The sequence below is a fragment of the Marinobacterium nitratireducens genome, assembly GCF_014645375.1.
GTDB lineage: Bacteria > Pseudomonadota > Gammaproteobacteria > Pseudomonadales > Balneatricaceae > Marinobacterium_A > Marinobacterium_A nitratireducens.
In genome coordinates this window covers 618,650-643,700 of the sequence record NZ_BMLT01000001.1, presented here as the reverse complement: position 1 = coordinate 643,700, position 25,051 = coordinate 618,650, and the positions used below count along the sequence as shown (strand labels likewise).

Annotated in this window: 28 protein-coding genes; 19 read left to right on the top strand and 9 right to left on the bottom strand. The window is 63.6% G+C overall.

Features of this window, described 5'->3' with window-relative positions; all coding sequences use genetic code 11:
- Positions 1–34 precede the first annotated feature (34 nt).
- The 5 genes from ylqF (at position 35) to IEX85_RS02820 (ending at position 3,530) form a co-directional block, all read left to right on the top strand.
- Complete coding sequence (ylqF, locus tag IEX85_RS02840; protein WP_188858075.1) at positions 35–946, top strand: ribosome biogenesis GTPase YlqF; 912 nt, start codon at positions 35–37, stop codon at positions 944–946.
- Complete coding sequence (locus IEX85_RS02835) at positions 943–1,236, top strand: hypothetical protein (protein ID WP_188858073.1); 294 nt, start codon at positions 943–945, stop codon at positions 1,234–1,236. Before ylqF ends, IEX85_RS02835 begins: the two co-directional genes overlap by 4 nt.
- A gap of 82 nt (positions 1,237–1,318) precedes the next feature.
- The gene (locus IEX85_RS02830; protein WP_188858071.1) at positions 1,319–1,585 is read left to right on the top strand and encodes a CDGSH iron-sulfur domain-containing protein; all 267 of its coding nucleotides are present in this window, start codon (positions 1,319–1,321) and stop codon (positions 1,583–1,585) included.
- Positions 1,586–1,644: 59 nt separating this feature from the next.
- On the top strand, positions 1,645–2,823 hold the full coding sequence (locus tag IEX85_RS02825) for a BaiN/RdsA family NAD(P)/FAD-dependent oxidoreductase (RefSeq protein WP_188858064.1): 1,179 nt from the start codon (positions 1,645–1,647) through the stop codon (positions 2,821–2,823).
- Between the two features lie 137 nt (positions 2,824–2,960).
- Positions 2,961–3,530, top strand: a complete 570-nt coding sequence (locus IEX85_RS02820) for a histidine phosphatase family protein (protein WP_188858062.1) — start codon at positions 2,961–2,963, stop codon at positions 3,528–3,530.
- Between the two features lie 151 nt (positions 3,531–3,681).
- Here IEX85_RS02820 and IEX85_RS02815 read toward each other — a convergent pair whose 3' ends face one another.
- Positions 3,682–4,311: an RT0821/Lpp0805 family surface protein gene (locus tag IEX85_RS02815; RefSeq protein ID WP_188858060.1), complete on the bottom strand. Its 630-nt coding sequence runs from the start codon at positions 4,309–4,311 to the stop codon at positions 3,682–3,684.
- 139 nt (positions 4,312–4,450) lie between these two features.
- Between IEX85_RS02815 and IEX85_RS02810 the strand changes: the two genes are divergently transcribed.
- Both IEX85_RS02810 and IEX85_RS02805 read left to right on the top strand, forming a co-directional pair.
- Entirely contained in the window at positions 4,451–5,404 is a 954-nt protein-coding gene (locus IEX85_RS02810; protein WP_188858058.1) for a type II secretion system F family protein, read from the top strand.
- Between the two features lie 12 nt (positions 5,405–5,416).
- Complete coding sequence (locus IEX85_RS02805; RefSeq protein WP_188858051.1) at positions 5,417–5,878, top strand: GNAT family N-acetyltransferase; 462 nt, start codon at positions 5,417–5,419, stop codon at positions 5,876–5,878.
- A 48-nt stretch (positions 5,879–5,926) separates the two neighbouring features.
- On the opposite strand, the gene IEX85_RS02800 is transcribed toward IEX85_RS02805, so the two are convergent.
- Positions 5,927–6,562, bottom strand: a complete 636-nt coding sequence (locus IEX85_RS02800) for a DUF3047 domain-containing protein (RefSeq protein WP_188858049.1) — start codon at positions 6,560–6,562, stop codon at positions 5,927–5,929.
- A 196-nt stretch (positions 6,563–6,758) separates the two neighbouring features.
- On the opposite strand from IEX85_RS02800, the gene IEX85_RS02795 reads away from it, so the two are divergent.
- From IEX85_RS02795 to IEX85_RS02760, 8 genes are all read left to right on the top strand, one after another.
- On the top strand, positions 6,759–7,355 hold the full coding sequence (locus IEX85_RS02795; protein WP_188858048.1) for a glutathione binding-like protein: 597 nt from the start codon (positions 6,759–6,761) through the stop codon (positions 7,353–7,355).
- 155 nt (positions 7,356–7,510) lie between these two features.
- A complete protein-coding gene (gene selD / locus IEX85_RS02790; protein WP_188858046.1) occupies positions 7,511–8,566 on the top strand; it encodes a selenide, water dikinase SelD in 1,056 nt (351 codons plus the stop codon).
- Positions 8,563–9,669, top strand: coding sequence for a tRNA 2-selenouridine(34) synthase MnmH (gene mnmH, locus IEX85_RS02785; RefSeq protein WP_188858044.1), 1,107 nt, complete (start codon positions 8,563–8,565; stop codon positions 9,667–9,669). The genes selD and mnmH overlap by 4 nt, the downstream gene beginning before the upstream one ends.
- 19 nt (positions 9,670–9,688) lie before the next feature.
- Complete coding sequence (locus tag IEX85_RS02780) at positions 9,689–10,546, top strand: putative selenate ABC transporter substrate-binding protein (RefSeq protein ID WP_188858042.1); 858 nt, start codon at positions 9,689–9,691, stop codon at positions 10,544–10,546.
- Positions 10,539–11,279 carry an ATP-binding cassette domain-containing protein gene (locus IEX85_RS02775; RefSeq protein ID WP_188858041.1) on the top strand — a complete coding sequence of 247 codons (741 nt, stop codon included), beginning with the start codon at positions 10,539–10,541 and terminating at the stop codon, positions 11,277–11,279. Before IEX85_RS02780 ends, IEX85_RS02775 begins: the two co-directional genes overlap by 8 nt.
- Positions 11,276–12,790 (top strand): PhnE/PtxC family ABC transporter permease, encoded by a 1,515-nt coding sequence (locus IEX85_RS02770; protein ID WP_229721759.1) that lies wholly within the window; start codon positions 11,276–11,278, stop codon positions 12,788–12,790. The genes IEX85_RS02775 and IEX85_RS02770 overlap by 4 nt, the downstream gene beginning before the upstream one ends.
- A gap of 1,012 nt (positions 12,791–13,802) precedes the next feature.
- Complete coding sequence (locus IEX85_RS02765; protein ID WP_188858033.1) at positions 13,803–14,582, top strand: phasin family protein; 780 nt, start codon at positions 13,803–13,805, stop codon at positions 14,580–14,582.
- A 409-nt stretch (positions 14,583–14,991) separates the two neighbouring features.
- Positions 14,992–15,201 carry a hypothetical protein gene (locus tag IEX85_RS02760; protein WP_188858031.1) on the top strand — a complete coding sequence of 70 codons (210 nt, stop codon included), beginning with the start codon at positions 14,992–14,994 and terminating at the stop codon, positions 15,199–15,201.
- A gap of 14 nt (positions 15,202–15,215) precedes the next feature.
- Here the strand turns inward: IEX85_RS02760 and IEX85_RS02755 are convergent, their stop codons facing one another.
- From IEX85_RS02755 to IEX85_RS02745, 3 genes are all read right to left on the bottom strand, one after another.
- Positions 15,216–15,902, bottom strand: coding sequence for a TetR/AcrR family transcriptional regulator (locus IEX85_RS02755; protein WP_188858029.1), 687 nt, complete (start codon positions 15,900–15,902; stop codon positions 15,216–15,218).
- A 173-nt stretch (positions 15,903–16,075) separates the two neighbouring features.
- Positions 16,076–17,203 carry an aminotransferase class V-fold PLP-dependent enzyme gene (locus IEX85_RS02750; RefSeq protein ID WP_188858027.1) on the bottom strand — a complete coding sequence of 376 codons (1,128 nt, stop codon included), beginning with the start codon at positions 17,201–17,203 and terminating at the stop codon, positions 16,076–16,078.
- Positions 17,204–17,254: 51 nt separating this feature from the next.
- Complete coding sequence (locus IEX85_RS02745; protein WP_188858025.1) at positions 17,255–17,908, bottom strand: phosphoribosyltransferase; 654 nt, start codon at positions 17,906–17,908, stop codon at positions 17,255–17,257.
- A 164-nt stretch (positions 17,909–18,072) separates the two neighbouring features.
- On the opposite strand from IEX85_RS02745, the gene IEX85_RS02740 reads away from it, so the two are divergent.
- Positions 18,073–18,732, top strand: a complete 660-nt coding sequence (locus tag IEX85_RS02740) for a TetR/AcrR family transcriptional regulator (protein WP_188858023.1) — start codon at positions 18,073–18,075, stop codon at positions 18,730–18,732.
- Positions 18,733–18,734: 2 nt separating this feature from the next.
- Here IEX85_RS02740 and IEX85_RS02735 read toward each other — a convergent pair whose 3' ends face one another.
- A complete protein-coding gene (locus tag IEX85_RS02735; RefSeq protein WP_188858021.1) occupies positions 18,735–19,208 on the bottom strand; it encodes an aminoacyl-tRNA deacylase in 474 nt (157 codons plus the stop codon).
- 66 nt (positions 19,209–19,274) lie between these two features.
- Positions 19,275–20,741, bottom strand: coding sequence for an SLC13 family permease (locus IEX85_RS02730; RefSeq protein ID WP_188858019.1), 1,467 nt, complete (start codon positions 20,739–20,741; stop codon positions 19,275–19,277).
- A 221-nt stretch (positions 20,742–20,962) separates the two neighbouring features.
- Here IEX85_RS02730 and IEX85_RS02725 point away from each other — a divergent pair, with 221 nt between their 5' ends.
- Positions 20,963–21,574: a lytic transglycosylase domain-containing protein gene (locus IEX85_RS02725; protein WP_229721758.1), complete on the top strand. Its 612-nt coding sequence runs from the start codon at positions 20,963–20,965 to the stop codon at positions 21,572–21,574.
- Positions 21,575–21,775: 201 nt separating this feature from the next.
- Entirely contained in the window at positions 21,776–22,822 is a 1,047-nt protein-coding gene (gene pyrC / locus IEX85_RS02720; RefSeq protein ID WP_373290886.1) for a dihydroorotase, read from the top strand.
- A 143-nt stretch (positions 22,823–22,965) separates the two neighbouring features.
- On the opposite strand, the gene pbpG is transcribed toward pyrC, so the two are convergent.
- The gene (gene pbpG, locus IEX85_RS02715) at positions 22,966–23,862 is read right to left on the bottom strand and encodes a D-alanyl-D-alanine endopeptidase (RefSeq protein WP_188858009.1); all 897 of its coding nucleotides are present in this window, start codon (positions 23,860–23,862) and stop codon (positions 22,966–22,968) included.
- A gap of 173 nt (positions 23,863–24,035) precedes the next feature.
- Complete coding sequence (locus IEX85_RS02710) at positions 24,036–24,242, bottom strand: AbrB/MazE/SpoVT family DNA-binding domain-containing protein (protein WP_188858007.1); 207 nt, start codon at positions 24,240–24,242, stop codon at positions 24,036–24,038.
- Between the two features lie 229 nt (positions 24,243–24,471).
- Between IEX85_RS02710 and IEX85_RS02705 the strand changes: the two genes are divergently transcribed.
- Entirely contained in the window at positions 24,472–24,936 is a 465-nt protein-coding gene (locus IEX85_RS02705; RefSeq protein WP_188858006.1) for a ferritin-like domain-containing protein, read from the top strand.
- Positions 24,937–25,051 lie beyond the last annotated feature (115 nt).

The following is a 25,051-nucleotide window of genomic DNA, read 5'->3' as shown; positions in this document are numbered from 1 at the left end:
CTATAATGAGCGGCTGTCGAACTGAGGCTTCACAATGAGTATCAACTGGTTTCCCGGGCACATGCACAAGGCCCGTAAAGAGATCGCCAAGACCATGGACGAGGTCGATGTGGTGATCGAGGTGCTGGATGCACGCCTGCCGCAATCCAGCGAAAATCCGCTGGTGGACAGCCTGCGCAAGGGCAAGCCGGTGATCAAGCTGCTGAACAAGGCGGATCTTGCCGATCCTGCACTGACCGAAGAGTGGCTGGCTTTTTTCAATGCCATGGACGCCGTACAGGCGCTGGCGCTGGATTACCAGAACAAGAAGCTGATCAAGCGGCTGCCGGAGCTGTGCCGGCAGCTGGTGCCGTCGCGGGCCAATGCGGGACGGCCGGTGCGGGCGATGATCATGGGCATTCCCAATGTCGGCAAGTCCACGCTGATCAACGCGCTGCTCGGCAAGCGTATCGCCAAGGTCGGTAACCAGCCGGCGGTTACGCGCTCGCAGCAGCGTTTCTCGCTGCAGGGCGGGATGGCGCTGTCGGATACCCCGGGTATTCTCTGGCCGAAGATCGAGGATCCGGACTCGGGCTACCGTCTGGCGGCAAGCGGCGCAATCCGCGATACTGCCATCGAGTTCGAGGATGTGGCGCTGTTCGCGGCCGGCTTCCTGCTGCGCCAGTACCCGGACCGCATTCAGGAGCGTTACAGACTCGCCGAGGTACCCGCGATCGCCGAAGAACTTATCGACGCTATTGGCCGCAAACGCGGCTGTCTGCGTCCCGGCGGCGTGGTCGACCGGCACAAGGCCTCGGAGATACTGCTCAACGAAATGCGTAGCGGCAAGCTCGGACGCATCAGTTTCGAGACAGTCGCCGAGTGGGATGAAAAAAGACGTCAGGCCGCGCTGGAAGAAGCCGAGCGGCTGGCGGCGGAAGATGAGCAACAGCAGGATTCGAAATGACACGCGTGAAAAAGAAGCGCTCCGACGCCAACCGAATCGAGTGGGGGGAGCGCCCGCCCAGGCGCAGTGAGAAACTGGCCGATCCGGACAGCTACGAAAGCCGGAAAAAGCGCGCGAATGAGAAGCGCAAGAAGCACAAGTCGGTCTACGAGAAGCACCTCGAGCAGGAGGAGCGGGAGGAGGCGCGCGCGGCTCAGAAGGGCGCCCGCGGCGGCCGTCTGGCGGAGAAGATTCGACGCCTGAACCAGGAAAAACGCGAGCTCGAAGCCGGCGACGACGAAAACGACTGAGTCCGGGTGGTGCAACATGCATTGGCGCACGGGCAAAGCGGCTGCTAGCTTTGGGGGTGACCCGACTGCGGAGGTCCGCGCCATGTCACACTCTCCCGTCCATCGTGCCGGCAACCGGCCGGCACGTGTCGAGCTCAGGGAAGGGCAGACTTACACCTGGTGCGCCTGCGGGCGCTCGGCCAACCAGCCCTGGTGCGACGGTTCCCATCAGGGGACCGGCATCGATCCAGTCGTTTTTGTCGCCGAGCGCGACGATACGGTGTTTCTGTGTCTGTGCAAGTCGACCGGTTCCCCGCCGCTGTGCGACGGGACCCACAACAAGGCCTGCAAACCGGACAAGCCGGACTGATGACGCCGTCGCTATGGTAGTATGGGCGCCTTTTTTCGAATGCGGGCAAACCCAGTCAGATGCAAAATCCGGATGTGATCATAATCGGTGCCGGCGCCGCCGGTCTCATGTGCGCCGCGACCGCCGGTTACCGCGGCCGCAACGTGCTGCTGCTCGAGCACAGCAACAAGATCGGCCGCAAGATCCTGATGTCTGGAGGCGGTCGCTGCAACTTCACCAACCTGCACAACTCGCCGGCGAACTACCTGTCGGCCAACCCGCATTTTTGCAAGTCGGCGCTGAGCCGATATCCGGCTCAGGCCTTTATCGAGCTGGTCGAGCGCCACGGCATCGACTATCACGAGAAAACGCTTGGCCAGCTGTTCTGCGACCTTTCCAGCAAGGAAATCGTGCAGCTGCTGCTGACCGAGTGTGACTGGGCCGGTGTCGATATCCGCACCGACTGCCGGATTCACCGCGTGGACGCGCTGGAGCGCGGCTTTCGCGTCAAGACCACCTTCGGTACCTGGGAGTGCGAGTCACTGGTGATCGCCACCGGCGGGCTGTCGATTCCCAACGGTGGCGCCACGCCTTTCGCCTACGAGCTCGCGCGACAGTTCGGGCTCGAGGTTACGCCGCTGCAGGCGGCGCTGGTTCCCTTCACGCTGCAGCCGGCAGACCTGGAAATCTTCAAGCCCCTTGCGGGGGACTCTCACCGGGTCCGGGCGAGCATAGGCAAGGCATCCTTTGTCGAAAACCTCCTGTTCACTCACCGTGGTCTCAGCGGTCCCGCCATTCTTCAGATCTCCTCCTATTGGGATCCGGGGGGCGAGGTCGAGATCGACCTGTTTCCGGAGCTGGATCTGCTCGATTGGCTGAAGCTGCAGCGCGAGAAGCATCCGAGGGCCGATATCCGCACCCTGATCAGCCGCAAGATGCACAAGGGTATTGCCCAGGCTTTTTGCACGCTTTGGGGATTCGAGGGTGCCATCAACCGCTTCGACAACAGTCGTCTGGAAGCGCTCGCCGAGCAGTTCCATCACTGGCGCATCAAACCCTCCGGCACCGAGGGATACCGCACAGCGGAAGTGACCCGTGGCGGCATCGATACCGACGAGGTCTCGTCCAAAACCTTCGAGGCCAGGAAGGCGCCCGGTCTTTACTTCATCGGCGAATGTCTCGATGTGACGGGGCACCTGGGCGGCCATAACTTCCAGTTCGCCTGGGCCGCCGGCTTCTGTGCCGGCCAGTATGTCTGAAGCAACCCATGCCACAGCAGCGCGGGCGTGCGCGGGGGATTGTGATCCGGACGCGACGCACCGGGCTATAAAGGTAGCAACCAGACTGGATAAGGGGGCACAAAATGCACTGTCCCGCTACGAAGGGCGGATCGCCGATGGGCCGTTGTCAATGGCTGTTGGCGGTGTGCCTGCTGTTCGTCGCGCTGCCGCTGACCGCCGCAGAGGCGGCGGTCTGGCAACGATTGGCCGAACCAGGGCATCTGGTGCTGGTGCGACATGCAATCGCCCCCGGTACAGGTGACCCCAAGGGTTTCAGACTGGATGAGTGTGCAACGCAGCGAAACCTCTCCGCGGCGGGAAGAGCACAGGCGCAACGCATGGGCGAGCGTCTTCGCGCCAACGGCCTTGACCGGGCGGCGGTATACTCCAGCCAGTGGTGTCGCTGCATGGAAACGGCTTCACTGCTGGGGGTGGGTAACCCGTTACCTCTTCCGGCGCTCAATTCGTTCTATGGCGAAGCTGCCCGCGGCGGTGACCAGACGCGGGAGATCCTGCAATGGCTCGGACAACAGCCGCAGAACGCGAAACTGATTCTCGTGACCCACCAGGTGAACATCACTGCACTGACCGGCGTTTATCCGGCGTCGGGCGAGATGCTGGTGCTGCGCCGTCTCGACGACGGCGCTATCGAACTGGTCGGGCGCATCCGCACCGATGAGTTCTGATGTCGCTGTACCTTTGCGGAAGACTGACCGGAACGAGGTGGTTGCTGGGGCTGTCAGCCCCGCTAGGCTGTCTGCCGGTACCGGTCATCATGCCCGAACCCGCCATCGGTAACGGGCCCGGTCATGCGAGGCCTGTTTCAGCGCTCCCGGGTCACTGGCCGCTGATGGCGCGCTCCCAGGCGCCGTCGTCGCTGCGGCAAAAGGTATAGCGGCCATCGACGGTACGCTTGCGGCTGTCGATCAGGCTGACCGCGGCTTCACGACACTGCTTGCCCGCGGCAGGCACGGTGCGCAGCGGTACCACCACGGCGGAGTTGCCGGTTTGCGGATTGATCCAGGTGGCGGGCACGCCGTCGACGCCCGATTCCAGGGTGTCTTGAAGGTGGGCGCTGAAGATTTCCCGGTCCTTGTCGCTGTAGCTGTTCAGCGGCGAGGGCGAGAAGGCCCAGCCCTGCTCGGTCTTGCACAGTTCGAAGACGTAACGTTCATTGGCACGGTGATCGCCTGCCATGCGCAGTTCCGTGCGCCGGCACGTCTGCCCGTCGAGCTCGTAGCTCAGTTTGGGCGTGATGGCGATACGGATGTCGCCTTTCTCGTTGTGCCAGACGGTGCGGCTCTGATCGGGTTCTTCGTCCAGTGCCTGCGCCACGCTGGCCTTGATCGCGGCAGCGTCCTTGTCGCTGAGCTGGGCAAATATCGAGTTGCCGAGAAAGCGGACGTTGGCAGCCTGGGTCAGGGCAGGGAGCGTCAGCAGTGCGGCGATCAGCAGGCGTTTTCTCATTGGCGGAATCCTTCTGTCATGAGAGGTGTGCATGACGGTCTATTATGGACCAGCACAGCCTTAACTGCACCGCAGAATCGCGCAGGCTCCCTGCAATCTGCATTAAACTTTCGCTCAATGCTACCGCCGGAGCTTGGCCATGGTCGAAGGCGTCGCCCGACAGACGGACAGCCGGCATGCCGGCGACTGGGATGCGGAACAGAGTCGCAGCCTGGCGGCGTTGCTCGGTGCAGGCCTGTCGCCGGTGCAGGCGGTCGAGGTGCTGCGCCAGCAGTACCCGCAGCACGGCTGGCTGCTGGCCAAACTGCTGCGCAGGTTACGGCAGGGGCGCCCGCTGGCCGACGCCCTGCGGGGGCTGGACCTTTATGACCGGCAGGCGCTGCTGTTGCTCGAGGCGGCAGGCCTCGCCGGACGTCAGCCAGAGGCCTTGCGGCTGATCGCGACCGCCGGTGAGCGCCAGCGACGCCTGCAAGCCCGGCTCAGAGCGCAGCTCTGGCTACCGCTTGCGATGCTGCTGCTGGCTTCGCTGGCCGGTCTTTTGCTGCGGATGCACTGGTACGGCCAGCCGGCCGGGGGTGCGCTGCTGGCGGTGACGCTGCCGTTTGGCGCGGCAGTGGCGGCGACAACGCTGATGCTAAGGCTGCTGCGTCGCGACAGCGGTTTCTGGCTGAGTTGGGGCTGGCGGCTCGGGTTGCAACGGCTTGCATTGTACCGGCGCTGGTTCGATTACCGTTTTCTGCTGCTGTTGCGCTGGCCGTTCGAGGCCGGGGTTAGTGCCGCTGAGGCCGCGCGGCTTGCGGGTGGCATGCTCGATCTGCCGGCATATCGCCGGAAACTGGCCTCTGCCAGACGGCGCCTGGATGCCGGAGAGGCGCTGGTGCCAAGCCTTGCAAACGAAGCGCTGCTGATGACGGCGTCGAGCCGTGAACAACTGGCGGCGGCGGAAGCCGCCGGCAGATTGCCCGAGGCCATCGGGCACAGGCTCGAGGTCGAAGGTGCAGGCCTCGATCTGTGCCTGGACGCGTTTTACGAGTGGCTGCCGCGCATCTATTATCTGGCCGTGCTGAGCCTGGGGCTCGGCACGCTGATCTGAATCGGAGACTGCATGCGAATATCTCTCTACGAGCCGCAACAGGCGCGGGCGCTGGCCGACCTATTCCATCGCGCGGTGCATGGCATCGACCCGGCGGTCTATAACCGGCATCAGCAGGAAGCCTGGGCCCCGACGCCGCCGGACTATGAATTCTGGCAGCGACGACTCGATGCCAAGAAGCCCTGGCTCGCCATCGACGCGCAGCGCATTGCGGGATTTATCGAGCTCGACAGGGACGGTCATATCGACTGTCTTTATGTCGATCCCGGCTATCAGCGCCGCGGGGTAGCCGCGTTGCTGTATGCACATCTCGAGGTGTCTGCCCGGGAGCAGAGGATTGGCCGGCTCTACGTCGAGGCGTCTCTGATCGCGCGTCCGTTCTTCGAGCGCCAGGGGTTTCGTGTGCTGTGCCGCAACGAAGTGCGACGCAGCGGCCAGGGGCTGGTGAATTTCGCCATGGAGAAAATGCTTTGAGCGACGCGGACGCGGACGCCGACGCTCCGGGCCGAGCGTGGTGTCGCCTTAGCGGCTGACAAACCGAATATCGCCGTACCAGGCGCGTGCGTAGCGACCGCTGTTATCGGTATCGGTCATCAGCGCGATGGCCACGACTGCCGGCGGCTCTTCACCGAACAGGCGGCGATAGTCGGCGCGCACGTCGCGACGCTCACTGATCCAGGTCGCAACGGCATCGTCGCGGCCCCGCACCGCGATCATGCGGGCATTGGCGGTATAGGCGTTGGGCCACTCGCTACCGGCGGCCTGGGTGCTGGACCAGACGTAGTTGATCGCACGGGTGCGCCAGAAGGCGAGGCCTCCGGAAAACACCACGTAGAGGCGTGCCGGGTAATCGTCGCCGGCCCTGGTGCGCTCGTCTATGCCTGTCAGCCGGTTGCCCACCTTCCAGGACCACTCCACCACGGGCGTTTGCCCAAGGTCGATCTCGAGTTCGCGGTACAGCCCGGAGGCCGAGTCGCGGGCGGTTGCCTGCAGGACCTGGTCGCCGTTATCCGTTACCAGCCGGTACTCGGTGACGCCATCGAAGACCTTGCTGTTCCAGTCACCGAGCTGCCCCCGCGAAAACAGTCCCACAGCAATGTTCTCGGCCCGGGCGCATGTCAGAACCAGTATCAGCGCCAGAGCAATGTATCGTTTCATACTGTCACCGCCACGAGCCCGCCCTGAGGTGAAAATAGCATGATTGGGTGCGCCGCGTATGCCGGGGAATCGGGTGGAGCGCGCTCAGCGGATCTGATTCGGCGGCAGCGGGCATATTCGTTGCTGGCGCTAATCGCGGGGGCGAACTATGGTTTTTGCAGGCTGGCCTGTACAGGTTGCATAAGGAGACGTTGCCATGAAGCTGTATTCCGCCCCCGGTTCCGGTTCGAGCGCCGCTCACATCTGCCTGGTCGAGGAGGATATTCCCTTCGACCTCGTCAAGGTGGATCTGCGTGGCGACCGCCGCTTGCCCGACGGACGATTTCTGAAGGACCTCAACCCGAAAAACGCAGTACCCGTGCTGGAACTCGATAACGGCCAGGTACTCACCGAGAATGCAGCGATTCTGCAGTTCATTGCCGATTTCAAGCCATCAGCCGGCCTGGCGCCGGCCAGCAACACCTTTGCCCGCGTGCGCCTGCAGGAGGCGCTGAGCTTCGTTGGCACCGAGTTGCATCCGACCCTCGGAGCCTTCTTCGATCCGCGTTGGCCGCAGGAGGCCAGAGCCGTGCTGCTGGAGCGGTTCGCCGAGCGTGCCAGCTATCTCGACGGCGTTCTGCAGGAGTCGGATTACCTGGTCGGCGATCGCTTCAGCGTGGCGGATGCCTACCTCTACGTGGTGCTCAGCTGGTGCCCGATGCTGGAGATCAATATCAATCGCTACCTCAATCTGGTGGCCTTCCAGGAGCGTGTCGGCGACCGTCCGTCGGTCAAGCTGGTCCGTCACGCCTAGCCGCGTCGCCACAGGCGCCCGAGCGGCGCAGAACCCGGCCCGGCTCCCGGCCAGAAACGCGGGGGCTGGCCGGGCCCTTATGCGTGTTCGCGCCTGACAAATCCCCGCGTTGTTCGTATCATTCCTTCCCCCTGTTTCAATGCGGAGCCCAAGGCATGTCCGAGTCCCCTGTACGCCTGACCGAATACAGTCACGGCGCCGGCTGTGGTTGCAAGATTTCCCCCAAGGTGCTCGACCGGATTCTGGCATCTCAGTTGCAGCTGCCGGAGTCGCCCCAGCTGCTGGTGGGCAACAGCAGCAAGGACGATGCCGCCGCCTACGATCTTGGCAACGGCCAGGTGGTGCTGAGCACCACGGACTTCTTCATGCCGATCGTCGACGACCCCTTCGACTTCGGCCGCATTGCCGCAACCAATGCCATCAGCGATATCTATGCCATGGGCGGCACGCCGCTGATGGCGATCGCCATTCTCGGCTGGCCGATCAATGTGCTGGGCCCGGAAGTGGCGCAGCAGGTCATCGATGGCGGACGCCGCGCCTGTGCCGATGCCGGTATTCCGCTGGCCGGCGGTCACAGTATCGACGCGCCGGAGCCGATCTTCGGACTGGCGGTGACCGGACTCACCACGCCGGCCCGGTTGAAGCAAAACGATCGCGCCCGCCCGGGCGATCGCCTCTATCTCACCAAACCGCTCGGCATCGGGATTCTGAGCACGGCGCAGAAACAGAAAAAGCTGCGGCCCGAACACGCCTCGCTTGGACGCGACATCATGTGCCGCCTGAACACTGTCGGCGAGCTTGCCGCGGATCTGGAAGGTGTCACGGCGATCACCGATGTCACCGGTTTCGGTCTTATGGGGCATCTGCTGGAGGTCTGCGAAGGCAGCGGTGTGCAGGCGCTGGTCGATGCCGCCGCGGTGCCGGTGATACCCGAGGCGCTGGAGTATCTGCGCCAGGGCTGCGTGCCGGGTGGCACCGGACGCAACCTCGACAGCTACGGTCACAAGCTGGCGCCAATGGCGCAGCAGGCGCAGCATTTGCTGTGCGATCCCCAGACCAGCGGCGGTTTGCTGATTGCGGTGCGGCCGGAACAGGCCGCTGCGCTGGAAACCCTGCTGGTGGAGCAGGGGGTTGCGCATGGCTGTATCGGCGAATTGCAGCCGCGCAGCGATGAGTTCGCGGTTCGGGTTCGTGGCGAGGTCGCGTCGTGAGTCGATCCGATACCGATCGCTTCCTGTCGATCTTCCTTGACGATGTGCCGCTGATCGACACCCGCGCCCCGGTGGAGTTCGCCAAGGGCGCCTTTCCAGCAAGCGTCAACCTGCCGCTGATGACGGATGATGAGCGGGCGAGCGTGGGCACCTGTTACAAGCGTGAGGGCCAGCAGGCGGCCATCGAACTGGGCCACCGGCTGGTCAGCGGCGAGGTCAAGGACCAGAGGGTGGCGGCCTGGGTGGATTTTGCCCGACGCCATCCCGATGGCTACCTGTACTGCTGGCGCGGGGGGCTGCGCAGCCAGACCTGTCAGCAGTGGATGCGTGAGGCCGGACGCGAATACCCGCGCATCCAGGGTGGCTACAAGGCGATGCGGCGCTTTCTGATCGAGCAGTTCGAGCGCATTTGCGCCCAGCGCGCCTTTCTGCTGCTCGGGGGGCGTACCGGCTGCAACAAGACCGCGCTGATCGAAGAACTGCCCCAGGCGGTGGATCTGGAGGCGCTGGCGCATCATCGCGGTTCCAGTTTCGGACGCCGGCCCGGAGGGCAGCCGACGCAGCTCGATTTCGAGAATGCTCTCGCCATTGACCTGCTCAAGGCCGAACACCGGGCACCGGTTCGGGATGGTCGGCCGATCCTGCTGGAAGACGAAGGACGCCTGGTCGGACGCTGCGCCCTGCCGCCGCTGCTGCAGCGTGTCATGGAGGCCAGCCCCATCGTGGTGCTGGAGGTGCCGCTCGAGGAGCGCATCGAACACAGCTACCGCAACTATATTCTGCACAAACTGGAGGAGTGGCAGCAGCGGACCGGGGAGGAGCAGGGTTTCGATGCGTTTGCCGACGACCTGACGCAGTCGCTTTACCGGGTGCGCAAACGTCTTGGCGGCGTGCGCTACCGCGAACTTGCCGCGATGCTGGCGCGGGCGCTGGAGGCGCACCGTGGCGGCCGGCCGGACGCCCACCGGGACTGGATCCGGCTGTTGCTGCAGGACTACTACGATCCCATGTACGACTATCAGCTTGGCAAGCGTGCCGGGCAGATCCTGTTCCGCGGTGACCGCTCCGCGGTGCGCCACTACCTGACTTCGACTTCCGATTGAACGGACAAGGAGCCCAACTATGCCGATTCTGCGTCGTTTCCTGGCCCTGGGCCTGCTGCTGCCCGCACTGGCACAGGCCGAGACCTTCGTGTTCACCGCCATTCCCGATGAGGACGAATCGCGTCTTCAGGAGCGCTTCGGCAAGGTGGCCGACTATCTCGGCGAACAGCTCGGTGTTGAGGTACAGTATATTCCGGTCAAATCCTATGCCGCGGCGATCACCGCGTTTCGCAACAACCAGGTACAGCTGGCGTGGTTCGGCGGACTGTCCGGGGTGCAGGCGCGGCGACTGGTACCCGGCTCGGAAGCACTGGCGCAGGGCTATGAGGATCAGTTCTTCAAGACCTACTTCATCGCGCACCAGAGCGCCGGGGTGGACGCGTCGGACACGCTCAGCGACGCCCTGCGCGGCAAGACCTTCACCTTTGGCTCCAAGGGCTCGACTTCGGGCCGGCTGATGCCGGAGTTCTATCTGCGCGAGCGTTTCCAGGCCGCGCCTGAGGATATCTTCTCCCGCGTCGGCTTCTCCGGCGACCACAGCCGCACCATCGCCCAGGTGCAGTCCGGCGCCTATCAGATCGGCGCGGTCAACTTTTCGGTCTGGGAGAGCGAGCTCGAGCAGGGCAAGGTTGATCCACAGAAAGTCTCAGTGATCTGGACCACGCCGACCTATCCCGATTACCAGTGGACGATTCGCGGCGACGTCGACGAGCGCTTCGGGGAGGGCTTCAAGGACCAGGTTCGGCAGTCGCTGCTTGAGATGAAGGACCCGGACCTGCTGGCCAGCTTCCCGCGCCAGAGCTTCGTGCCGGCGAGCAACGACGACTATGGCCCGATCGAAGACACCGCCAGGGCTATCGGACTGCTGGATGAGTGATGGCAAACGGGGGCCGGCGCTGTTCAGCCTGAGCGCGCAGTCCCTCAGTTACGGCCGCACGCGGGTGCTGGACAGCATCAGTCTCAGCATCCGGCGCGGCGAGCGGGTGGCGCTGCTGGGGCCTTCGGGTGCCGGGAAGTCGACGCTGCTTAACCTGCTGTATGGCCAGCAGGCGGCCAGTACCGCGCTGCAGCCCCAGGGCGGCGGCATCGTCGACCTGCTGTCGGTGTACCAGAATATCTTCATCGGCGCGCTGGACCGGGTCGGCAATCTGCCGGCGTTGTGGAATCTGCTGCGGCCCCTGCCGTCCCATCGCCGGGACATTACGGAACTGACGCGCAGGCTGGGACTCGAAGAACAGCTCTGGCAGTCGGCGGACCGGCTTTCGGGCGGTCAGCGCCAGCGCGTCGCCATTGGCCGCGCGCTCTACCGCCGGCAGCCGATCTTCCTTGGCGACGAGCCGGTGTCGTCGGTCGATCCGCTGCAGGCCGACGCATTGCTGAAGCATCTTCTGGCAGAGCACGAAACGGCGGTGGTGAGCCTGCACAACCGGCAGCAGGCGCTGGACCATTTCGATCGCATCCTGGTGCTGCGTGAAGGGCGTATCTGCTGCGACTGCGCCGCCGCTGAACTCAGTGCCGCGGCCCTTGATCAGTTCTACCAGCAGGATGGCACTCCGGAGGCCGGCGAGCCGGCCCCGGAAAGCGATGGCTGGGTTATCCGCACCTCATGATCGCCGGCAGTCTTATTCTCAGCGGGCGGGGCTCCAGCGCCCGAATCCTCAATGGCGTCTGCCTGCTGCTGATACTCGCCGCGCTGTTGGCGCTTATGGGCGCCGACATCGAGGTCTACCGCGTCGATCCCTGGCAGGAACTGTCGCGTATCGGGCGGGGACTGGTGCAGCCGGCCTGGCACGATCTGCCGGGCCTTGCGCAGGCGCTGGGGCAGACCATTGCCTTCGCGTTGCTGGCGGTGGCCCTGGCGGCGCCGCTCGGGCTGTTGCTGGCGATGGCATTCCGCTGGCTGCCGGTAAGGCTGTTGTGCGCGGCGGTGCGCTCGGTGCACGAGCTGTTCTGGGGCCTGATCTTCATGCAACTGTACGGCCTGGGCGCAACCACCGGTTTGCTGGCCATACTGGTGCCCTTTACCGGTGTCTTCGCCAAGGTGTTCGCGGAGATATTCGAGCAGCAGGCTGCGGAGCCCTCGCGCACACTGCCGCCCGGCACCGGCGGCCTCAAACGTCACCTGTATACCCTGATACCGCAGTCCTGGCCGGCCCTTGTCAGCTACACCCGCTACCGTTTCGAATGTGCGCTGCGCTCGAGTGCCATCCTGGGTTTCATCGGGCTGCCGACACTGGGTTTCCATCTGGAAACGGCTTTCCGGCAAGGGCAGTACCCTGAAGCCGGGGCGCTGCTCTGGGCTTTTCTGCTGTTGATTGCCGGCATTCGCCTGTGGTTGCGCCCGCGGCTTGTGCCACTGTATCTGCTGGCGGCGTGCTGGCTGCTGCCGGAAACGGTGGGTTTCAGCAACGGCGGCTATCTGTGGCGTTTCATCAGCCAGGACATCTGGCCTGCGGCGCTGCTCGAGGGCGACTGGGCGGCACTGCAGGCCTGGTATGGCGACATGTTCAGCGAACAGGTCTGGCCTGGACTTGTGCAAACGCTGCTGCTGACCCAGATCGCGCTGGTGCTGACGGGCTTCGTGATCCTGCTGATCTATCCCTTTGCCAGTCGTGCCCTTGCCGGACCCGTGTTGCGCTGGCCCGGTCGCTTCGTGCTGCTGGTGCTGCGCTCGACCCCGGAAATGGTGCTGGCCTACGTATTTCTGCTGCTGTTCGGGCCCTCAGGGCTGCCCGCGGTGCTGGCTCTGGCGCTTCACAATGGCGGACTGATCGCATTCCTGGTGGCCAATGGCAGCGATGCCGAGTTCAAGAGCCCGATCAGGCGGCCCGACGATCCCACAGGGCTCAAGCGCTACGCCTACATCGAAACCCCGCGCCGATTTCCAGCGCTGCTGGCGCTGCTTTTCTATCGCTGGGAGGTGATCCTGCGCGAGAGCGCCATCATGGGAATCCTCGGTATCGCCACCCTGGGGTTCTATATCGATTCGGCGTTCGAGGAGATCCGCTACGACCGGGCTTTCCTGCTGATTCTGGTGACGGCGCTGCTCAACATGGTTGTCGACAGTCTCTCGCGCCGCCTGCGCCGCCTTGCCCGCACCGACCGCGCATGCCGTTACTGAGCGCTGAAAAAGGGTTCGTCGCCGATCAGCATTAATCCAGGGGTCAAAAGTAGGATGGGTGGAGCCGCATTGGCGCAATGTTAACGCTTTCAGCGAGGTTGACGCGGCGCAACCCATCAATGAGTCGGCTACAGGCATAGTGCCGAACCGACGTCCAAGATGGGTTGCACGACGCCCTGGCCGCATTAGTGGCGGATACGCCGTACCGGGGCGTCGCTCCACCCATCCTACGACTGCGCGTTTTCGCTAGTTTGGGTCTGGGCGGCAGTTCGTGGGGCGGCGTTCCGCTGGACTCGGCGGCCTCGAAAGCACTTTTCAACACCCTGCTAAAGCGCGATGAACCTGAAAAAGGACCCGATATTCTGCCTGTAGGGAGCCGCTTTTCGGCCCTTTTCGGCCCTTTTCGGTCTCTGGTTTTAGGGGGTTATTTTTAGATATAGCTCAACTATTACAGCTCTGTGAAATTTTCGGGTGAACTTTTTCCCTTGGTAAAAGTGCCCGTAATACGTGCATTGAAGCCGTGTTTGGCGGCTTTTGAATGGCTGAGCCAAAGTCACCCGTCAGGTGAAAATTTCTACTGATTATAAACATTGACCCAGGGCGCGGATTCACTAGAATTGCGAGCCTCGAAACCGCAGCTGATTCCTGTGCAGACGGCCTCAACGGACCACTGTTTCAGGCGAACCTGTTCTCTCTTACACAGCAATTGACCAACCGGCAGGACACCAACGCCTTATGGCACACCCGCAACCCCAACTCCAGCTAGATCCCGAGCTGCTCGAAAAGCTCTTTCACGGCGCGATTCTTATCTCTTTCGGCCTGATTCTGCTGCGCTGACCCGGCGCCGCCTGTCCTTGATGCGCTGCATCACTCTGATCGATTGAACAGACGGCTTCAGATCCGAACGCGGCACGGTTGCCTGTACCTGTTTCTTCTATTGAAGAAAAAGCGCCAACAGGGTACGTTTTGCGGTGCAGCAATTTCAGCGTATTGCCCGAATGAGGAGAGTCGTATGTTTGCAGGCAAAGAAGTGGTGGATGCCGCCCGTCAGAGCGCACAGGATAGCGTAACGTTTATCAAGTCCCTGGGAGAGTCGGCGCAGGATTCCGCCGCCAGACTGCAGGAAGCGAGCAAGCGCTTCGGTACAGCCCTGGGCGATGTCAAAACCCCGGCAGATCTGCTGTCGGCGCAGGCCGACTTCCTGCAGGATTGCGGCGAGGTGGCACGCGAGGGGTTGCTCGGTACAACCCGTCTGGCGCACAAGACGCTGTCCGGCCAGATTGCGACCCTGAGTTCGCTGCTGCGCCAGGAAAAGGCGGAAGAAGCACCGGCTGCGAAGCCGGTCGCCGAAGTCAAGTCGGTGGCCGAAGTCAAGCCGGAACCGGTTGAGGTGGCTGCAAAACCGGCGGCGCCGGCGGCGCCCGTTGCCGAAGAGGCCAAACAGCCGGCGGCGAAGAAGGCTGCGCCGAAAACCCGCCGCAAAAGCGCCCGCGCCAGCACCGCCAAGTCCGGATCGACGGCCGCCAGCAGCGCAGCCAAGACCGCGACTGCTCCCGCAGCGCCGAAAACGAGTGCCAAGCCCGCGGCGAGCGCCGTCGCCAGCGAAGCCATTCCGACCCTGAGCCCGGCGACTGCCACCGCCCCGGTCGAGAAGGCAGCAGAGCCGGTCACTCCGGCCAAGACGTCGACCGCTGCAAGCGCGCCCGAAGCGCCCAAGGCCGCGGCAGAGAAATCTGTCGAGGTTGCCGCCAAAACGGCTTCCGCTACCAGCAAAACCGACTCCGACGCCTGATCGGAGTCTCCTCAGCGCCGGCCCGCCCGGGCCGGCGCTGTTACGACCTAAAACGTCAGTATCTTCCCGCCGCCTGCCGGTCGTACCCGGTCCATTACCCGAACCCTGTTTGCAGAGCGTCGCTGCGCTTCGTTTCACTCAGTGCCACCCCAGGTGAGTTTCCCGCTTTGAGCGCGAAGAACCTATTTCATGCCCTCCGGCCGATTCGACACAGGCCTGGCACCCGCACGTACCGACAGAGGTTTAGCTGGCGCACTTTCTGCATAAGATTTGTATGCATGAAGCTATTTGCCTGTCCCTGCAGCGTCTCACCCGGCCCGCAGCGGGCAGGCAGGCGGCCGGAAGGCCGCCGGTTCAACGAATGTCCGCCGACAACCGGCGGTCGAGCAGCCCCAAAAGGGAGAGTCGTATGATGACTACCGCAGCCTATGAGCCTCTGCTCAGTATCCCGCCCGCTCATTCCTGCCGTGCCGCCGCGCCGGACAGCTGGTGGGTCTATCGCCACAGCCTCGGCGCCGATGGCAGTCCCTTGCCCTGGGGGCAGGTGGTGCATTACTGCCGCAGCGAAGCCGAAGCGCTCGACTGGATCGACGACCAGATTACGGACAGTTCCGCCTGAGAAGGGTGCCGGCCTCAGCGGCCGGCATCCGACCATCGTTGGGTCAGTGCGGCGTAAAGCGCCTCCACCTGCAATGCAAGGGTGTCGGATGGCTGCCGGAAGCCGGACTGCAGCCACTCCTTGGCCAGCTGATAGGTGGCACCGAGCAGTGCGCGGGCCAGCAGCTCCGGCTGCAGGCCCGACGGTGCTGTCCCGAGCGGTTCGAAATGCAGTTCAACGATCAGCTCTATGGTCTGATCGAGTTCCGCGCGCAAATGATCGCTGGTTGTCCGGCTCGTGCCTTCCATTTCGAACAGGGCGATACGGCCATGGCCGGGATTGGCCTGGATATAATCGAAGTAGGCCCGGGTGCTGGCTCTAAGGCGCTGTGCAGGGTCGGCGCCTGAGGCTGCGACGGCCTCGCGGGCCAGCTGTCGGAGTCTGCCCATTGACCAGCTGCAAACCGCGCACAGCAGCTCCTCGCTGTTGCTGAACGACTCATAAAAATAGCGCTCGGTGAGTCCGGCTTCCTGGCAGATCGCACGCACCGTTGTGGTGCGAAATCCGGCATCGCCGTAAAGGCGCAGTGCGGCGAAGATCAGACGTTCGCGTCGCGCCTGGGTGCGTTCGCGCGAGGTCCTGCCGCCGTAGATGCGGCGTGCGGTGCGCTGGCGTTCGCCGCTGGCCTGGCTTGGGTTGGCTTGGGTTGTTTTGCTCGACATAGCGCGCATGGTGGCACAACTTGCGCGGCGTTGTAAGGGCAGGCGGGGCGCAGCGATGCTTCAGTGAAGCCGGCGACCTGAGCAACAGCGGGTGAGCGCGATGCGGGTGCGGGTTGCGCGAGGCCCTGGCTGCATTACAGGCGGCCAAGCCTCGCTCCACCGCAGTCGCCGGGCTACAGCACCTTGTCGAGCACGGCTTCCAGCTGCTCGACGGTGCGTTCGGGGTTGTGCAGCTTGTCGAGTCCGAACAGGCCCAGCCTGAAGGTGCGGAAGTCCTCCGGCTCGTCGCACATCAGCGGAACGCCGGCGGCGATCTGCATGCCCTCGCCGAGGAAGCGGCTGCCGTTCTGGATATCGCTGTCACGGGTATAGCAGACCACGACGCCGGGAGCCTGGAAGCCGCTTGCGGCGACACTGGTGAAGCCGTGGCGCTCGAGCAGCGCGCGGACCCGCAGGCCGAGCTCGATCTGCTCCTCGCGCACATCGTCGAAGCCGTAGTCGCGGGTTTCCTGCATGACGTCACGCAGCGTGCGCAAGCCATCGGTGGGCATGGTGGCGTGATAGGCGTGTCCGCCGTTTTCGTAGGTCTCCATGATCTGCAGCCATTTGCGCAGGTCGCAGGCGAAACTGGTGCTGGTGGTGCTTTCGATGCGTTCACGCGCCGTTTCGCCGAGCATCACCATGGCGCAGCAGGGCGAACCGCTCCAGCCCTTTTGCGGTGCGCTGATCAGGATGTCGACGCCGGTGGCCTGCATGTCGACCCAGACGCAGCCGGAGGCAATGCAGTCGAGCACCAGCATGCCGCCGACTTCGTGAACGGCGTCCGCCATCTGCCGGATATAGTCGTCCGGCAGCATCATGCCCGACGATGTTTCCACATGGGGTGCGAAAACCAGCTCGGGTCTGGCGTCGCGAATGGTGGCGACGACTTCCTCGATCGGCGCGGGTGCCAGCGGGGCTTCGGGGCCGTCCTGTACCGGGCGGGCTTTGAGCACGGTGCTGGACGCCGGGATGGATCCCATTTCGAAGATCTGCGTCCAGCGATAACTGAACCAGCCGTTACGGATCACCAGGCACTTGCTGCCGGTGGCAAACTGACGGGCCACCGCTTCCATGCCGAAGGTGCCGCTGCCGGGCACGATCGCCACCGAGTGCGCCCTGTACACCTCGCGCAGCATCGCCGAGATATCGGTCATCACCGACTGGAAGGCCTTGGACATATGGTTGAGCGAGCGGTCGGTGTACACCACCGAGTATTCGAGCAGTCCGTCCGGATCGACGTCGGGTAGCAGTCCGGGCATGGGGTATCCTCCTGATAGCAATAAACGATACAAAGGCCGCTATGGCTGGCGTCAATGCCGTGCCGCCAGCTGTTCGCGCCTGAGGTCTTCGAGCATAACGATCACTTCGGCATCCGTCACCTGTTCGAAATCATCGTAATAGGCGCCGACGGCGCCGCGATAGACTTCCGGTACCTCGAGCGCGACGACATCGTCGACCTCGGTTTTCAGGCGCCGGTAAGTGTCGGGGGGGACCACCGGTATCGCCACGACGATCGTCGCGGCGTTGCGCTGTCGGGCGTCCCGTATCGCCGCTTCCATGGTGAGGCCGGTCGCGATGCCGTCATCGACCAGTATCGCGGTGGCGCCGCTGGCGTTCAGCGGCTCCCGACCGTCCATGTAGTGGGCGCGCCGGCGCCGTGCTTCGTGTTGTTCGCGCTCGACCTGCTGCCTGAGCCAGTCGGGGTCGACGCGGGCGCGCTCCGCTTCGTTGCACAGCAGCTCGCCGCACTCGGCGACGGCGCAGATGGCATACTCGGGATTCGCCGGGTGGCCTATCTTGCGCGGTACGATCAGGTCAAGCGGCATCTGCAGCGCGCGGGCTACCTCGACGCCGAGGGTGACGCCGCCGCGGGGCAGGGGGAAAACGATGCCCGGGTGGTCGCGATAACGCTCCAGTGCCGTCGCCAGCTGAATGCCGGCATCGCGGCGGTCGTGGAATCTCATGGGCGCACCTCGCTGGGGCTCTGTCTACCTTCAGCATAGTCCCGCTCGACGGGATTGGCGGGCGGCGCCTGAGCACCCAGGCGGACAGGCGGTGGCTGCCTTGAGCCCATACCAACTGGTTTGTTATAGTCATCTGACTCAACAGTCAAGAGGTTGCGACAGTGGTGCGCAGGCAGACAGATACACGCGAGAAGCTTCTCTGTACCGCGATGGAGCTCATCTGGCAGAGCAACTATACCAGCGTGGGCGTCAATGAGATCTGCAAGCAGGCCGGGGTCACCAAGGGCAGCTTCTACCACTACTTCGACACCAAGGCCGACCTTTACTACGCCGCCGTGCTCCATCACTGGGCGCAGATAAAGGAAGACCTGGACCGCAACTTCGACCCGGCGCGTTCGGCGCTGCAGCAGCTCTACGGTTATATCGACATGGTCGTCGACCATGCCCGGGGCAAGGACCCGGTGGCGCACGAAGGCGGTGGCCGGCTGGCGCTGGGTTGTCCGGTGTTCACCTCCGGCGGGCAGTGCGGCTGCGAGGAAGACAAGGTGCAGCAGGCGGCGCGGGAGATGGCCGCCAACAAGATTGCCTATGAAACCGCCATGGTGGCCCGGCTCAAGGCGGAAGGGCTGCTCAATGGCGATCCCGATCCGGATCAGGTCGGTCGCATGCTGTACCAGTACATTCAGGGGCTGCTGATCTACTGCCGCATCTACAATGACATCGACAGCCTGCTGACGGATCTGCACGAGGGTGTCTATCGTTTGCTTGATCTGCGGGCCGAGTATCGCCGCGCCACGGATTCCGGATCCAGCAGCGCCGCCTGACGTCAGATGCGCTTGCCTGCATCGACGATGCGCGCGTCCTGCATCAGACGAGCGAAGGTGTCGGCGTCGAACACCAGCAGGGTCTGATGATCCCCTGACTCGACATACACCTCGGGCTGTTCCAGCAGTCCTCTGTCGACCAGCGTCTCCAGCCCGTAGGCCTCGCCGAGGGCTGGAATCGCACCTTCGAAACAGTCGGGGAAGAGGGCGCCCAGCTCGTCCTCGCTGGCCAGGCAGACCTCTTCGTCCAGCAACTGGTGCAGTCGTCCCAGGTGTACCCGATAGTCCGACGGCAGTACCACCAGCAAATAGCCCTCGTCAGGACGTTTCAGCACCACGCCCTTGGCCAGTCTGTGGCCGGGTACGGCGGCGGATTCCGCGGCCCTCGCGCTCGAGGGCGTGTAGCTGTGCGTCCGGGTGCTGTAGCTCGCAGACTTCTGCTCCAGAAACGCCTCTAGTGTTTTCGCGATCGGCATGGAAGGGCCTCCTGCGGGTTGATACTGTCTTCAGCGTAGCCCAACAAGCCGCAATTCTGCCGCTGCTCAGCCGATATCGAACACGGGGCCGGCAAGCCAATACATCGCCAGGAACGTGACCGCGACGGCGGTGATGTTGAGCCAGAAGCCGGCTTTCACCATGTCTTTGAGCTGCATCTTGTCGTACGAGAACACGATGGCATTGGGCGGTGTCGCCACCGGCATCATGAAGGCCATCGAGGCGCCTACCGCGACGGGAATCGTCAGCAGTCTCGGGTCCAGCGCCAGCCCGACGGCGACGGCTCCGAGAATCGGCAGAAAGGTCGCCGTCGAGGCGGTATTGGAGGTGATTTCGGTCAGGTAGATGATGGCCGCCGCCACCACCAGTACCAGCAGCCAGACACTGATATCGAAGTTGGCGACCTGGGAGCCGATCCAGTCGGCCAGTCCCGTCTCCTTGAAGCCTCCGGCCAGCGCCAGACCGCCGCCGAATAGCAGCAGCACGCCCCAGGGAAGTTCGCGGGCGGCGCTCCAGTCGAGAATGAATTCGCCCCGGCTGCGTGAAAGCGGCCAGGCGAACATCACCAGCACCGCGATCAGGGCAATACTGGTGTCGTTCAGCGGCAGGCCGGTCAGCTCGACGAGCTGTTTGCGCAGTATCCAGCCGGCGGCGGCGCCGATAAATACCCCGGCAACCACCTTTTCCGCCCGGCTCATCGGTCCCAGGGCCTGCAGTTCCTCATCTATGACCGCGCTGGCGTCGCCGATGCGGATACGGTGTGACGGGAAGATCAGGCGCGTCAGCAGCAGCCAGGCAAGCGGCAGCATTACCAGCACCACCGGTATACCGAACAGCATCCAGGTGAAGAAGTCGATCCGGATGTCGTAATTGCTGGCCAGGAAACTGGCCAGCAGCGCGTTCGGGGGCGTGCCGATCAGGGTGCCGACACCGCCGATGGAGGCGCTGTAGGCGATGCCGAGCATCAGGGCGACGCCGAAGTTTCGGACCATTTGGTCGTCATCGCTCTTGCGCGCAACGAAGTCGATCACCGACAGGCCGACGGCGTACATCATGATGGTGGTCGCGGTATTGGATATCCACATCGACAGGAAGGCGGTCGCCAGCATAAAGCCGCCGATGACGCTGCCCGGACTGGTGCCGACCAGGCTGACGATCTTCAGCGCGATACGACGGTGCAGACCCCAGCGCTGCATGGCGGCGGCCAGCAGGAAGCCGCCCAGAAACAGGAATATCAGCGGGTTGGCATAGTTGGCCGCGACCGGCGTCATCTCGCCGATGCCGTAAATTGGCATCAGCGGTATCGGCAGCAACGCCGTGGCCGGAATCGGTACCGCCTCGCCGAGCCACCAGATCACCATCCAGGCCGCCAGCGCGACCAGTCGCCAGGCCCCGTCGTCCATGCCGCCGGGGGCGGGCAGCAGTATCAGCAGAAGTGAGAACAGGGGGCCGCCGCACAGCGCGACAAGGCGCAGCGGTGATATGGCGCTTTCGGATCTGGCTTGCTCGGCCATGGTGGCATTCCTCCGCCTGATACTGTCGGGACAAGCATAGCAGCGCCGCAGTGCGCCGTAGTCACGCAAGGAATTGCCTGAAAAGGCTTGAATTATTCCGCCAATGACTGAAACTTCCAGTTATGCTGAAACACGGATTGATTCCCCTGTTCCTGCTGGGAACCCTGGCGGCTCCAGGATGGGCAGATGACATTAGACGCATCACGCACCCCGACGGGCGCGTGGAATACACCAACGTGGGTTCTTCTGCCGCGGGCGAGAAGGTTTCCATTGGCGCCGCCGGCGGCGCCATCTACAAATACCGCAAGCAGGACGGAGTGCTCACCTTCACCGACGTGAAGCCGGTGGGCCGGGAGTTCGAAATCGTCAAGGTCGAGTGTTATGCCTGCAATCCGACGTCGTCGGTCAACTGGCACAATACCCGGCTCAATCTCACGGCCTACAACGCTGCGGTCGAGGTTGCGGCGCGCAGTCACAGCGTCGACCCGGCGCTGGTTCGCGCCATGATTCACGCCGAATCGGCATTCAATTCCACGGCAGTCTCGAAAAAAGGGGCGCAGGGGTTGATGCAGCTGATGCCCGCAACCGCGGCGGAGCTTGGCGTTACCAATGCGCTGGATGTACAGCAGAATATCGACGGCGGGGTGCGCTACCTTGCCGGTCTGCTGAAGCGCTTTGGCGGCGATACGCGACTGGCGGTGGCGGCCTACAATGCAGGCCCCGGCGCCGTCCAGAAATACGGCGGTGTGCCGCCGTACGCCGAAACCCGCGTCTACGTTCAGCGGGTGGCGATTCTGCGGGATCGCTACCGCAACGCCGGTATCCGTTTCTGATTCCAGCTGGCGGGCGCGGGTGAGTTGCCCTTGGCGCTGGTGTCGCGACGCCGTTGGCGGTAACCTTAGCGCGCCTGTCTCGTTAGCTGTCGGATGGCGGGCACTTGGAGCTGTCCGCTGCGTCTAACAGACCGTCCGTTCCGTTTCCTGATCCGGCCTCCGCTGCCGGCGCAATCGTTTTTCCTGGGGGAGTTCGTGACCATTCTGAACCAACTGCGTATCCGCTGTCCGGATGACTGGCACCTGCACGTGCGCGATGACGAGGTGCTCAAGCAGGTATTGCCCGAGACCACCCGCTGGTTTCGCCGTGCAATCATCATGCCCAATCTCAAGCAGCCGGTTGTGACCACCGACCAGGCGATTGCCTATCGCGCCCGTATCGACGCAGCGACCCCGGCAGACGCGCGCTTCACGCCGCTGATGACACTCTACCTGACCGAGCAAACCGATCCGGCGGACGTGCGCAAGGGTTACACCGGCGGTCATATCGTCGCAGCCAAGCTTTATCCCGCCGGCGCCACCACCAATTCGGCGGCCGGGGTCAAGAACGTCGAAGCGATCTTCGACGTGCTCGCGACCATGGAGGAGATCGGCATGCCGCTGCTGGTCCACGGCGAGGTGGTTGATCCGGACATCGATATCTTCGATCGCGAGGCGGTATTCATCGAGCGCACCCTGAGCCGGGTGCGCGAGCGTTTCCCGACACTGAAGATCGTGCTCGAGCACGTTACCACCCGCCAGGGTGTCGAGTTCGTCAAGTCCTGCGACGCCTACACCGGTGCCACCATCACGCCGCATCACCTGGTCATCAACCGCAACGCCATGCTGGTCGGCGGTATCAAGCCGCATTACTACTGCCTGCCGGTGGCCAAGCGCGAAAGTCATCGCCTGGCGCTGCGCGAGGCGGCCACCTCGGGCGATTCGCGCTTTTTCCTCGGCACCGATTCCGCACCCCACCTGCGTTCGGCCAAGGAAACCGCCTGCGGCTGTGCCGGTATTTTCAACGTTCAGGTCTGTCTCGAGACACTGGCGGGCGCGTTCGAGCAGGATGGCGCCCTCGACCAGCTGGAGGCCTTCACGTCGCTCAACGGCCCGGCCTTCTACGGGATCGAGGCCAACAGCGACTACCTGCTGCTGGAGAAGCATGAAGAGGCGCAGCCGTTGCCGCAGCCGGTAACGGCGATGGGGGAAACCATAGAAGTGTTCGACCCCGGATTCCCGCTGCACTGGCGCGTGCGCGAAGCCTGATCGGGCAGACTGCTTCGGCGGTCAGCAGAAGCCCCTGGCCCCTGCCTGAGCAGGGGCCAGGGGCAGAGATGAGCCCCTGGCCTGGCGGTACGCCTCAAGGCTCGCGGTGCGCTTCGCTCATCAGCACTCTACCCACTCACTTCTCACCGCGCCATCAGCGTTGCGGTTTTCCTGCGCTCGTAGTTGGCGGCAGCGCTGGCTATCTCACTGACATTGCCCGTTTCGAGCCATTTGCGAATGCGGTTGGCGTCGCCCACCGGGGACAGTTTCCCGAATGAATCCAGCATGATCATCGCCACCTGGCGCCCGTCGACAGAGGCCACCATCACCAGACAGCGCCCGGCTTCGTCCAGGTATCCGGTCTTGCTGAGACGGATATCCCATTTGCCGGCCCGGACCAGGGCATTGGTGTTGGTATAGCCGACGCGGTAGCGCGGCCGGTCAAAGTTGGCGGTATAGACACTGGTGGTGGAGTACTCGCGAATCAGGCGATAGTCGACGGCGGCCTTTACCATCCGCGCGAGGTCCGAGGCGCTGGAAACGTTGTCCGGCGACAGGCCGCTGGGGCCGACGAAGCGACTGTGCGTCATGCCAAGGCTTTGGGCTTTGGCGTTCATCGCCTTGACGAAGGCGTCGAAGCCGCCGGGGTAGTGGGTCGCCAGCGTTGTGGCGGCGAGGTTCTCGGATGACATCAGCATGATGCGCAGCAGGTCGCCGCGGGGAAGTTCGGAACCGGTACGGATACGTGAGTAGTAGTTGTGCGCCAGTTCCCGGTCACGCTGGTCGATGCGCACCGGTTCGTCCAGAGGCTGTCCTGCGTCCAGAATAACCATCGCGGTCATGAGTTTGGTGATCGAGGCGATCGGAACGACCAGGTCGTCGTTCTTGGAGACCAGAGACTTGCCGCTCTCGAGGTCGATGACGGACGTGCTGACGGACGCCAGCTGGGGTTGCCGCTCGGCGGCGCCGATCTGCACGGAGGCCAGCGTCGAGGCTGCGGCCAGACACAGGGTTGCCGAGAGTTTTCTGAATCGTTTCATGTCGTCCTTTGATAGTGCTCTACTTCTGATTGTGCACGGGGAAATGAGCCGGCAATGATACTGCATTGCGGCGCAGGCCGCCGCCTGCGAATTTTTCATGCCGGCCACTGAATACTATTTTACTCGCGCTTAATCAGGGCTTTAGCGGAAAAAGCGTGAAACCGCTTCGGGTTTCAGGCGTCCTCCTCGTGCATCATTCCGTCGACGAGTTCCATCTTTTCGACCAGACGGTCGTCGTGGCGGGCGAGGCGGTAGCTGCCGTTGAGCATGTTGATCAGATAGAGGGTGTCGCCTTCGCGGGCACCGAGGTTGTCGATCACTTCCTGCGGCAATACCACTGCCAGTCCGTCTGCGGCTTGGCGAAGCTTGAGTTCGATCATGGCGGCCTCCGTCGGGGGTTGTGGGCATCGGATCGTCTGCGCAAAGGCGAGGCAGGTCGCGCAGGCACTTGAAGCCTGACGCAGCGCTTCTGCGTCTGCCGGCAGACACCTTAAGTGTAACCGGCGTGGCCGGTATTGCCCTGGCACCGGGCCCTGAGGCCGGTCGTCTATACTCTGATCGACATTGTCCTGACCACAACGGGGCGCTGAAGCGCCGGGGATCCTAGCCATGTCTGAACTCGATAAGAATCAGGTCGTCGACGTCCTCAATCGCCTGCTGGAGGCGGAGCTGGCGTCGGTCGTGCGCTACACCCATTACTCGCTGCTGGTGTTCGGTTACGGCCGTATCCCGATTGTTTCCTGGCTTCGGGAGCAGGCCAACGAGTCCCTGACCCATGCGCAGCTGGTGGGCGAGTGGATAACGACGCTGGGCGCCTATCCGTCGCTCGAAATCGGTACCCTGCTCGACTCCCACAAGACCGATATCGGCGCCATCCTGCGCGAATCGCTCGAACACGAAGGCGAGGCGCTGGCGCTCTATCGCGAGCTGCTGTCGCTGGTCGAGGGCCGGTCGGTGGCGCTGGAGGAGTTCGCGCGCCAGATGATTCAGACCGAAACCCTGCACCAGGCGGAAGTCGACAAGATGCTGCGCAAGCCCGGTGAGGTGGCACCGTACTGCAAGGAAACGATCTAGAGAGTTAACAGTAATGAGTTAACAGTAAACAGTAACAGGCATTGTTCGGCTCGCGCCTCGGTGCCGCAAACCTCGACCTGCAGGCTGTCGACTTGCAACTGTTCACCGGATTTAA

What these genes read in the sequence shown, in the direction of transcription:
- ylqF (WP_188858075.1), top strand. Translation starts at nt 35, where the DNA reads ATGAGTATCAACTGGTTTCCCGGGCACATGCACAAGGCCCGTAAAGAG.
- IEX85_RS02835 (WP_188858073.1), top strand. Translation starts at nt 943, where the DNA reads ATGACACGCGTGAAAAAGAAGCGCTCCGACGCCAACCGAATCGAGTGG.
- IEX85_RS02830 (WP_188858071.1), top strand. Translation starts at nt 1,319, where the DNA reads ATGTCACACTCTCCCGTCCATCGTGCCGGCAACCGGCCGGCACGTGTC.
- IEX85_RS02825 (WP_188858064.1), top strand. Translation starts at nt 1,645, where the DNA reads ATGCAAAATCCGGATGTGATCATAATCGGTGCCGGCGCCGCCGGTCTC.
- IEX85_RS02820 (WP_188858062.1), top strand. Translation starts at nt 2,961, where the DNA reads ATGGGCCGTTGTCAATGGCTGTTGGCGGTGTGCCTGCTGTTCGTCGCG.
- IEX85_RS02815 (WP_188858060.1), bottom strand. Translation starts at nt 4,311, where the DNA reads ATGAGAAAACGCCTGCTGATCGCCGCACTGCTGACGCTCCCTGCCCTG.
- IEX85_RS02810 (WP_188858058.1), top strand. Translation starts at nt 4,451, where the DNA reads ATGGTCGAAGGCGTCGCCCGACAGACGGACAGCCGGCATGCCGGCGAC.
- IEX85_RS02805 (WP_188858051.1), top strand. Translation starts at nt 5,417, where the DNA reads ATGCGAATATCTCTCTACGAGCCGCAACAGGCGCGGGCGCTGGCCGAC.
- IEX85_RS02800 (WP_188858049.1), bottom strand. Translation starts at nt 6,562, where the DNA reads ATGAAACGATACATTGCTCTGGCGCTGATACTGGTTCTGACATGCGCC.
- IEX85_RS02795 (WP_188858048.1), top strand. Translation starts at nt 6,759, where the DNA reads ATGAAGCTGTATTCCGCCCCCGGTTCCGGTTCGAGCGCCGCTCACATC.
- selD (WP_188858046.1), top strand. Translation starts at nt 7,511, where the DNA reads ATGTCCGAGTCCCCTGTACGCCTGACCGAATACAGTCACGGCGCCGGC.
- IEX85_RS02780 (WP_188858042.1), top strand. Translation starts at nt 9,689, where the DNA reads ATGCCGATTCTGCGTCGTTTCCTGGCCCTGGGCCTGCTGCTGCCCGCA.
- IEX85_RS02775 (WP_188858041.1), top strand. Translation starts at nt 10,539, where the DNA reads ATGAGTGATGGCAAACGGGGGCCGGCGCTGTTCAGCCTGAGCGCGCAG.
- IEX85_RS02770 (WP_229721759.1), top strand. Translation starts at nt 11,276, where the DNA reads ATGATCGCCGGCAGTCTTATTCTCAGCGGGCGGGGCTCCAGCGCCCGA.
- IEX85_RS02765 (WP_188858033.1), top strand. Translation starts at nt 13,803, where the DNA reads ATGTTTGCAGGCAAAGAAGTGGTGGATGCCGCCCGTCAGAGCGCACAG.
- IEX85_RS02760 (WP_188858031.1), top strand. Translation starts at nt 14,992, where the DNA reads ATGATGACTACCGCAGCCTATGAGCCTCTGCTCAGTATCCCGCCCGCT.
- IEX85_RS02755 (WP_188858029.1), bottom strand. Translation starts at nt 15,902, where the DNA reads ATGTCGAGCAAAACAACCCAAGCCAACCCAAGCCAGGCCAGCGGCGAA.
- IEX85_RS02750 (WP_188858027.1), bottom strand. Translation starts at nt 17,203, where the DNA reads ATGCCCGGACTGCTACCCGACGTCGATCCGGACGGACTGCTCGAATAC.
- IEX85_RS02745 (WP_188858025.1), bottom strand. Translation starts at nt 17,908, where the DNA reads ATGAGATTCCACGACCGCCGCGATGCCGGCATTCAGCTGGCGACGGCA.
- IEX85_RS02735 (WP_188858021.1), bottom strand. Translation starts at nt 19,208, where the DNA reads ATGCCGATCGCGAAAACACTAGAGGCGTTTCTGGAGCAGAAGTCTGCG.
- IEX85_RS02730 (WP_188858019.1), bottom strand. Translation starts at nt 20,741, where the DNA reads ATGGCCGAGCAAGCCAGATCCGAAAGCGCCATATCACCGCTGCGCCTT.
- pbpG (WP_188858009.1), bottom strand. Translation starts at nt 23,862, where the DNA reads ATGAAACGATTCAGAAAACTCTCGGCAACCCTGTGTCTGGCCGCAGCC.
- IEX85_RS02710 (WP_188858007.1), bottom strand. Translation starts at nt 24,242, where the DNA reads ATGATCGAACTCAAGCTTCGCCAAGCCGCAGACGGACTGGCAGTGGTA.
- IEX85_RS02705 (WP_188858006.1), top strand. Translation starts at nt 24,472, where the DNA reads ATGTCTGAACTCGATAAGAATCAGGTCGTCGACGTCCTCAATCGCCTG.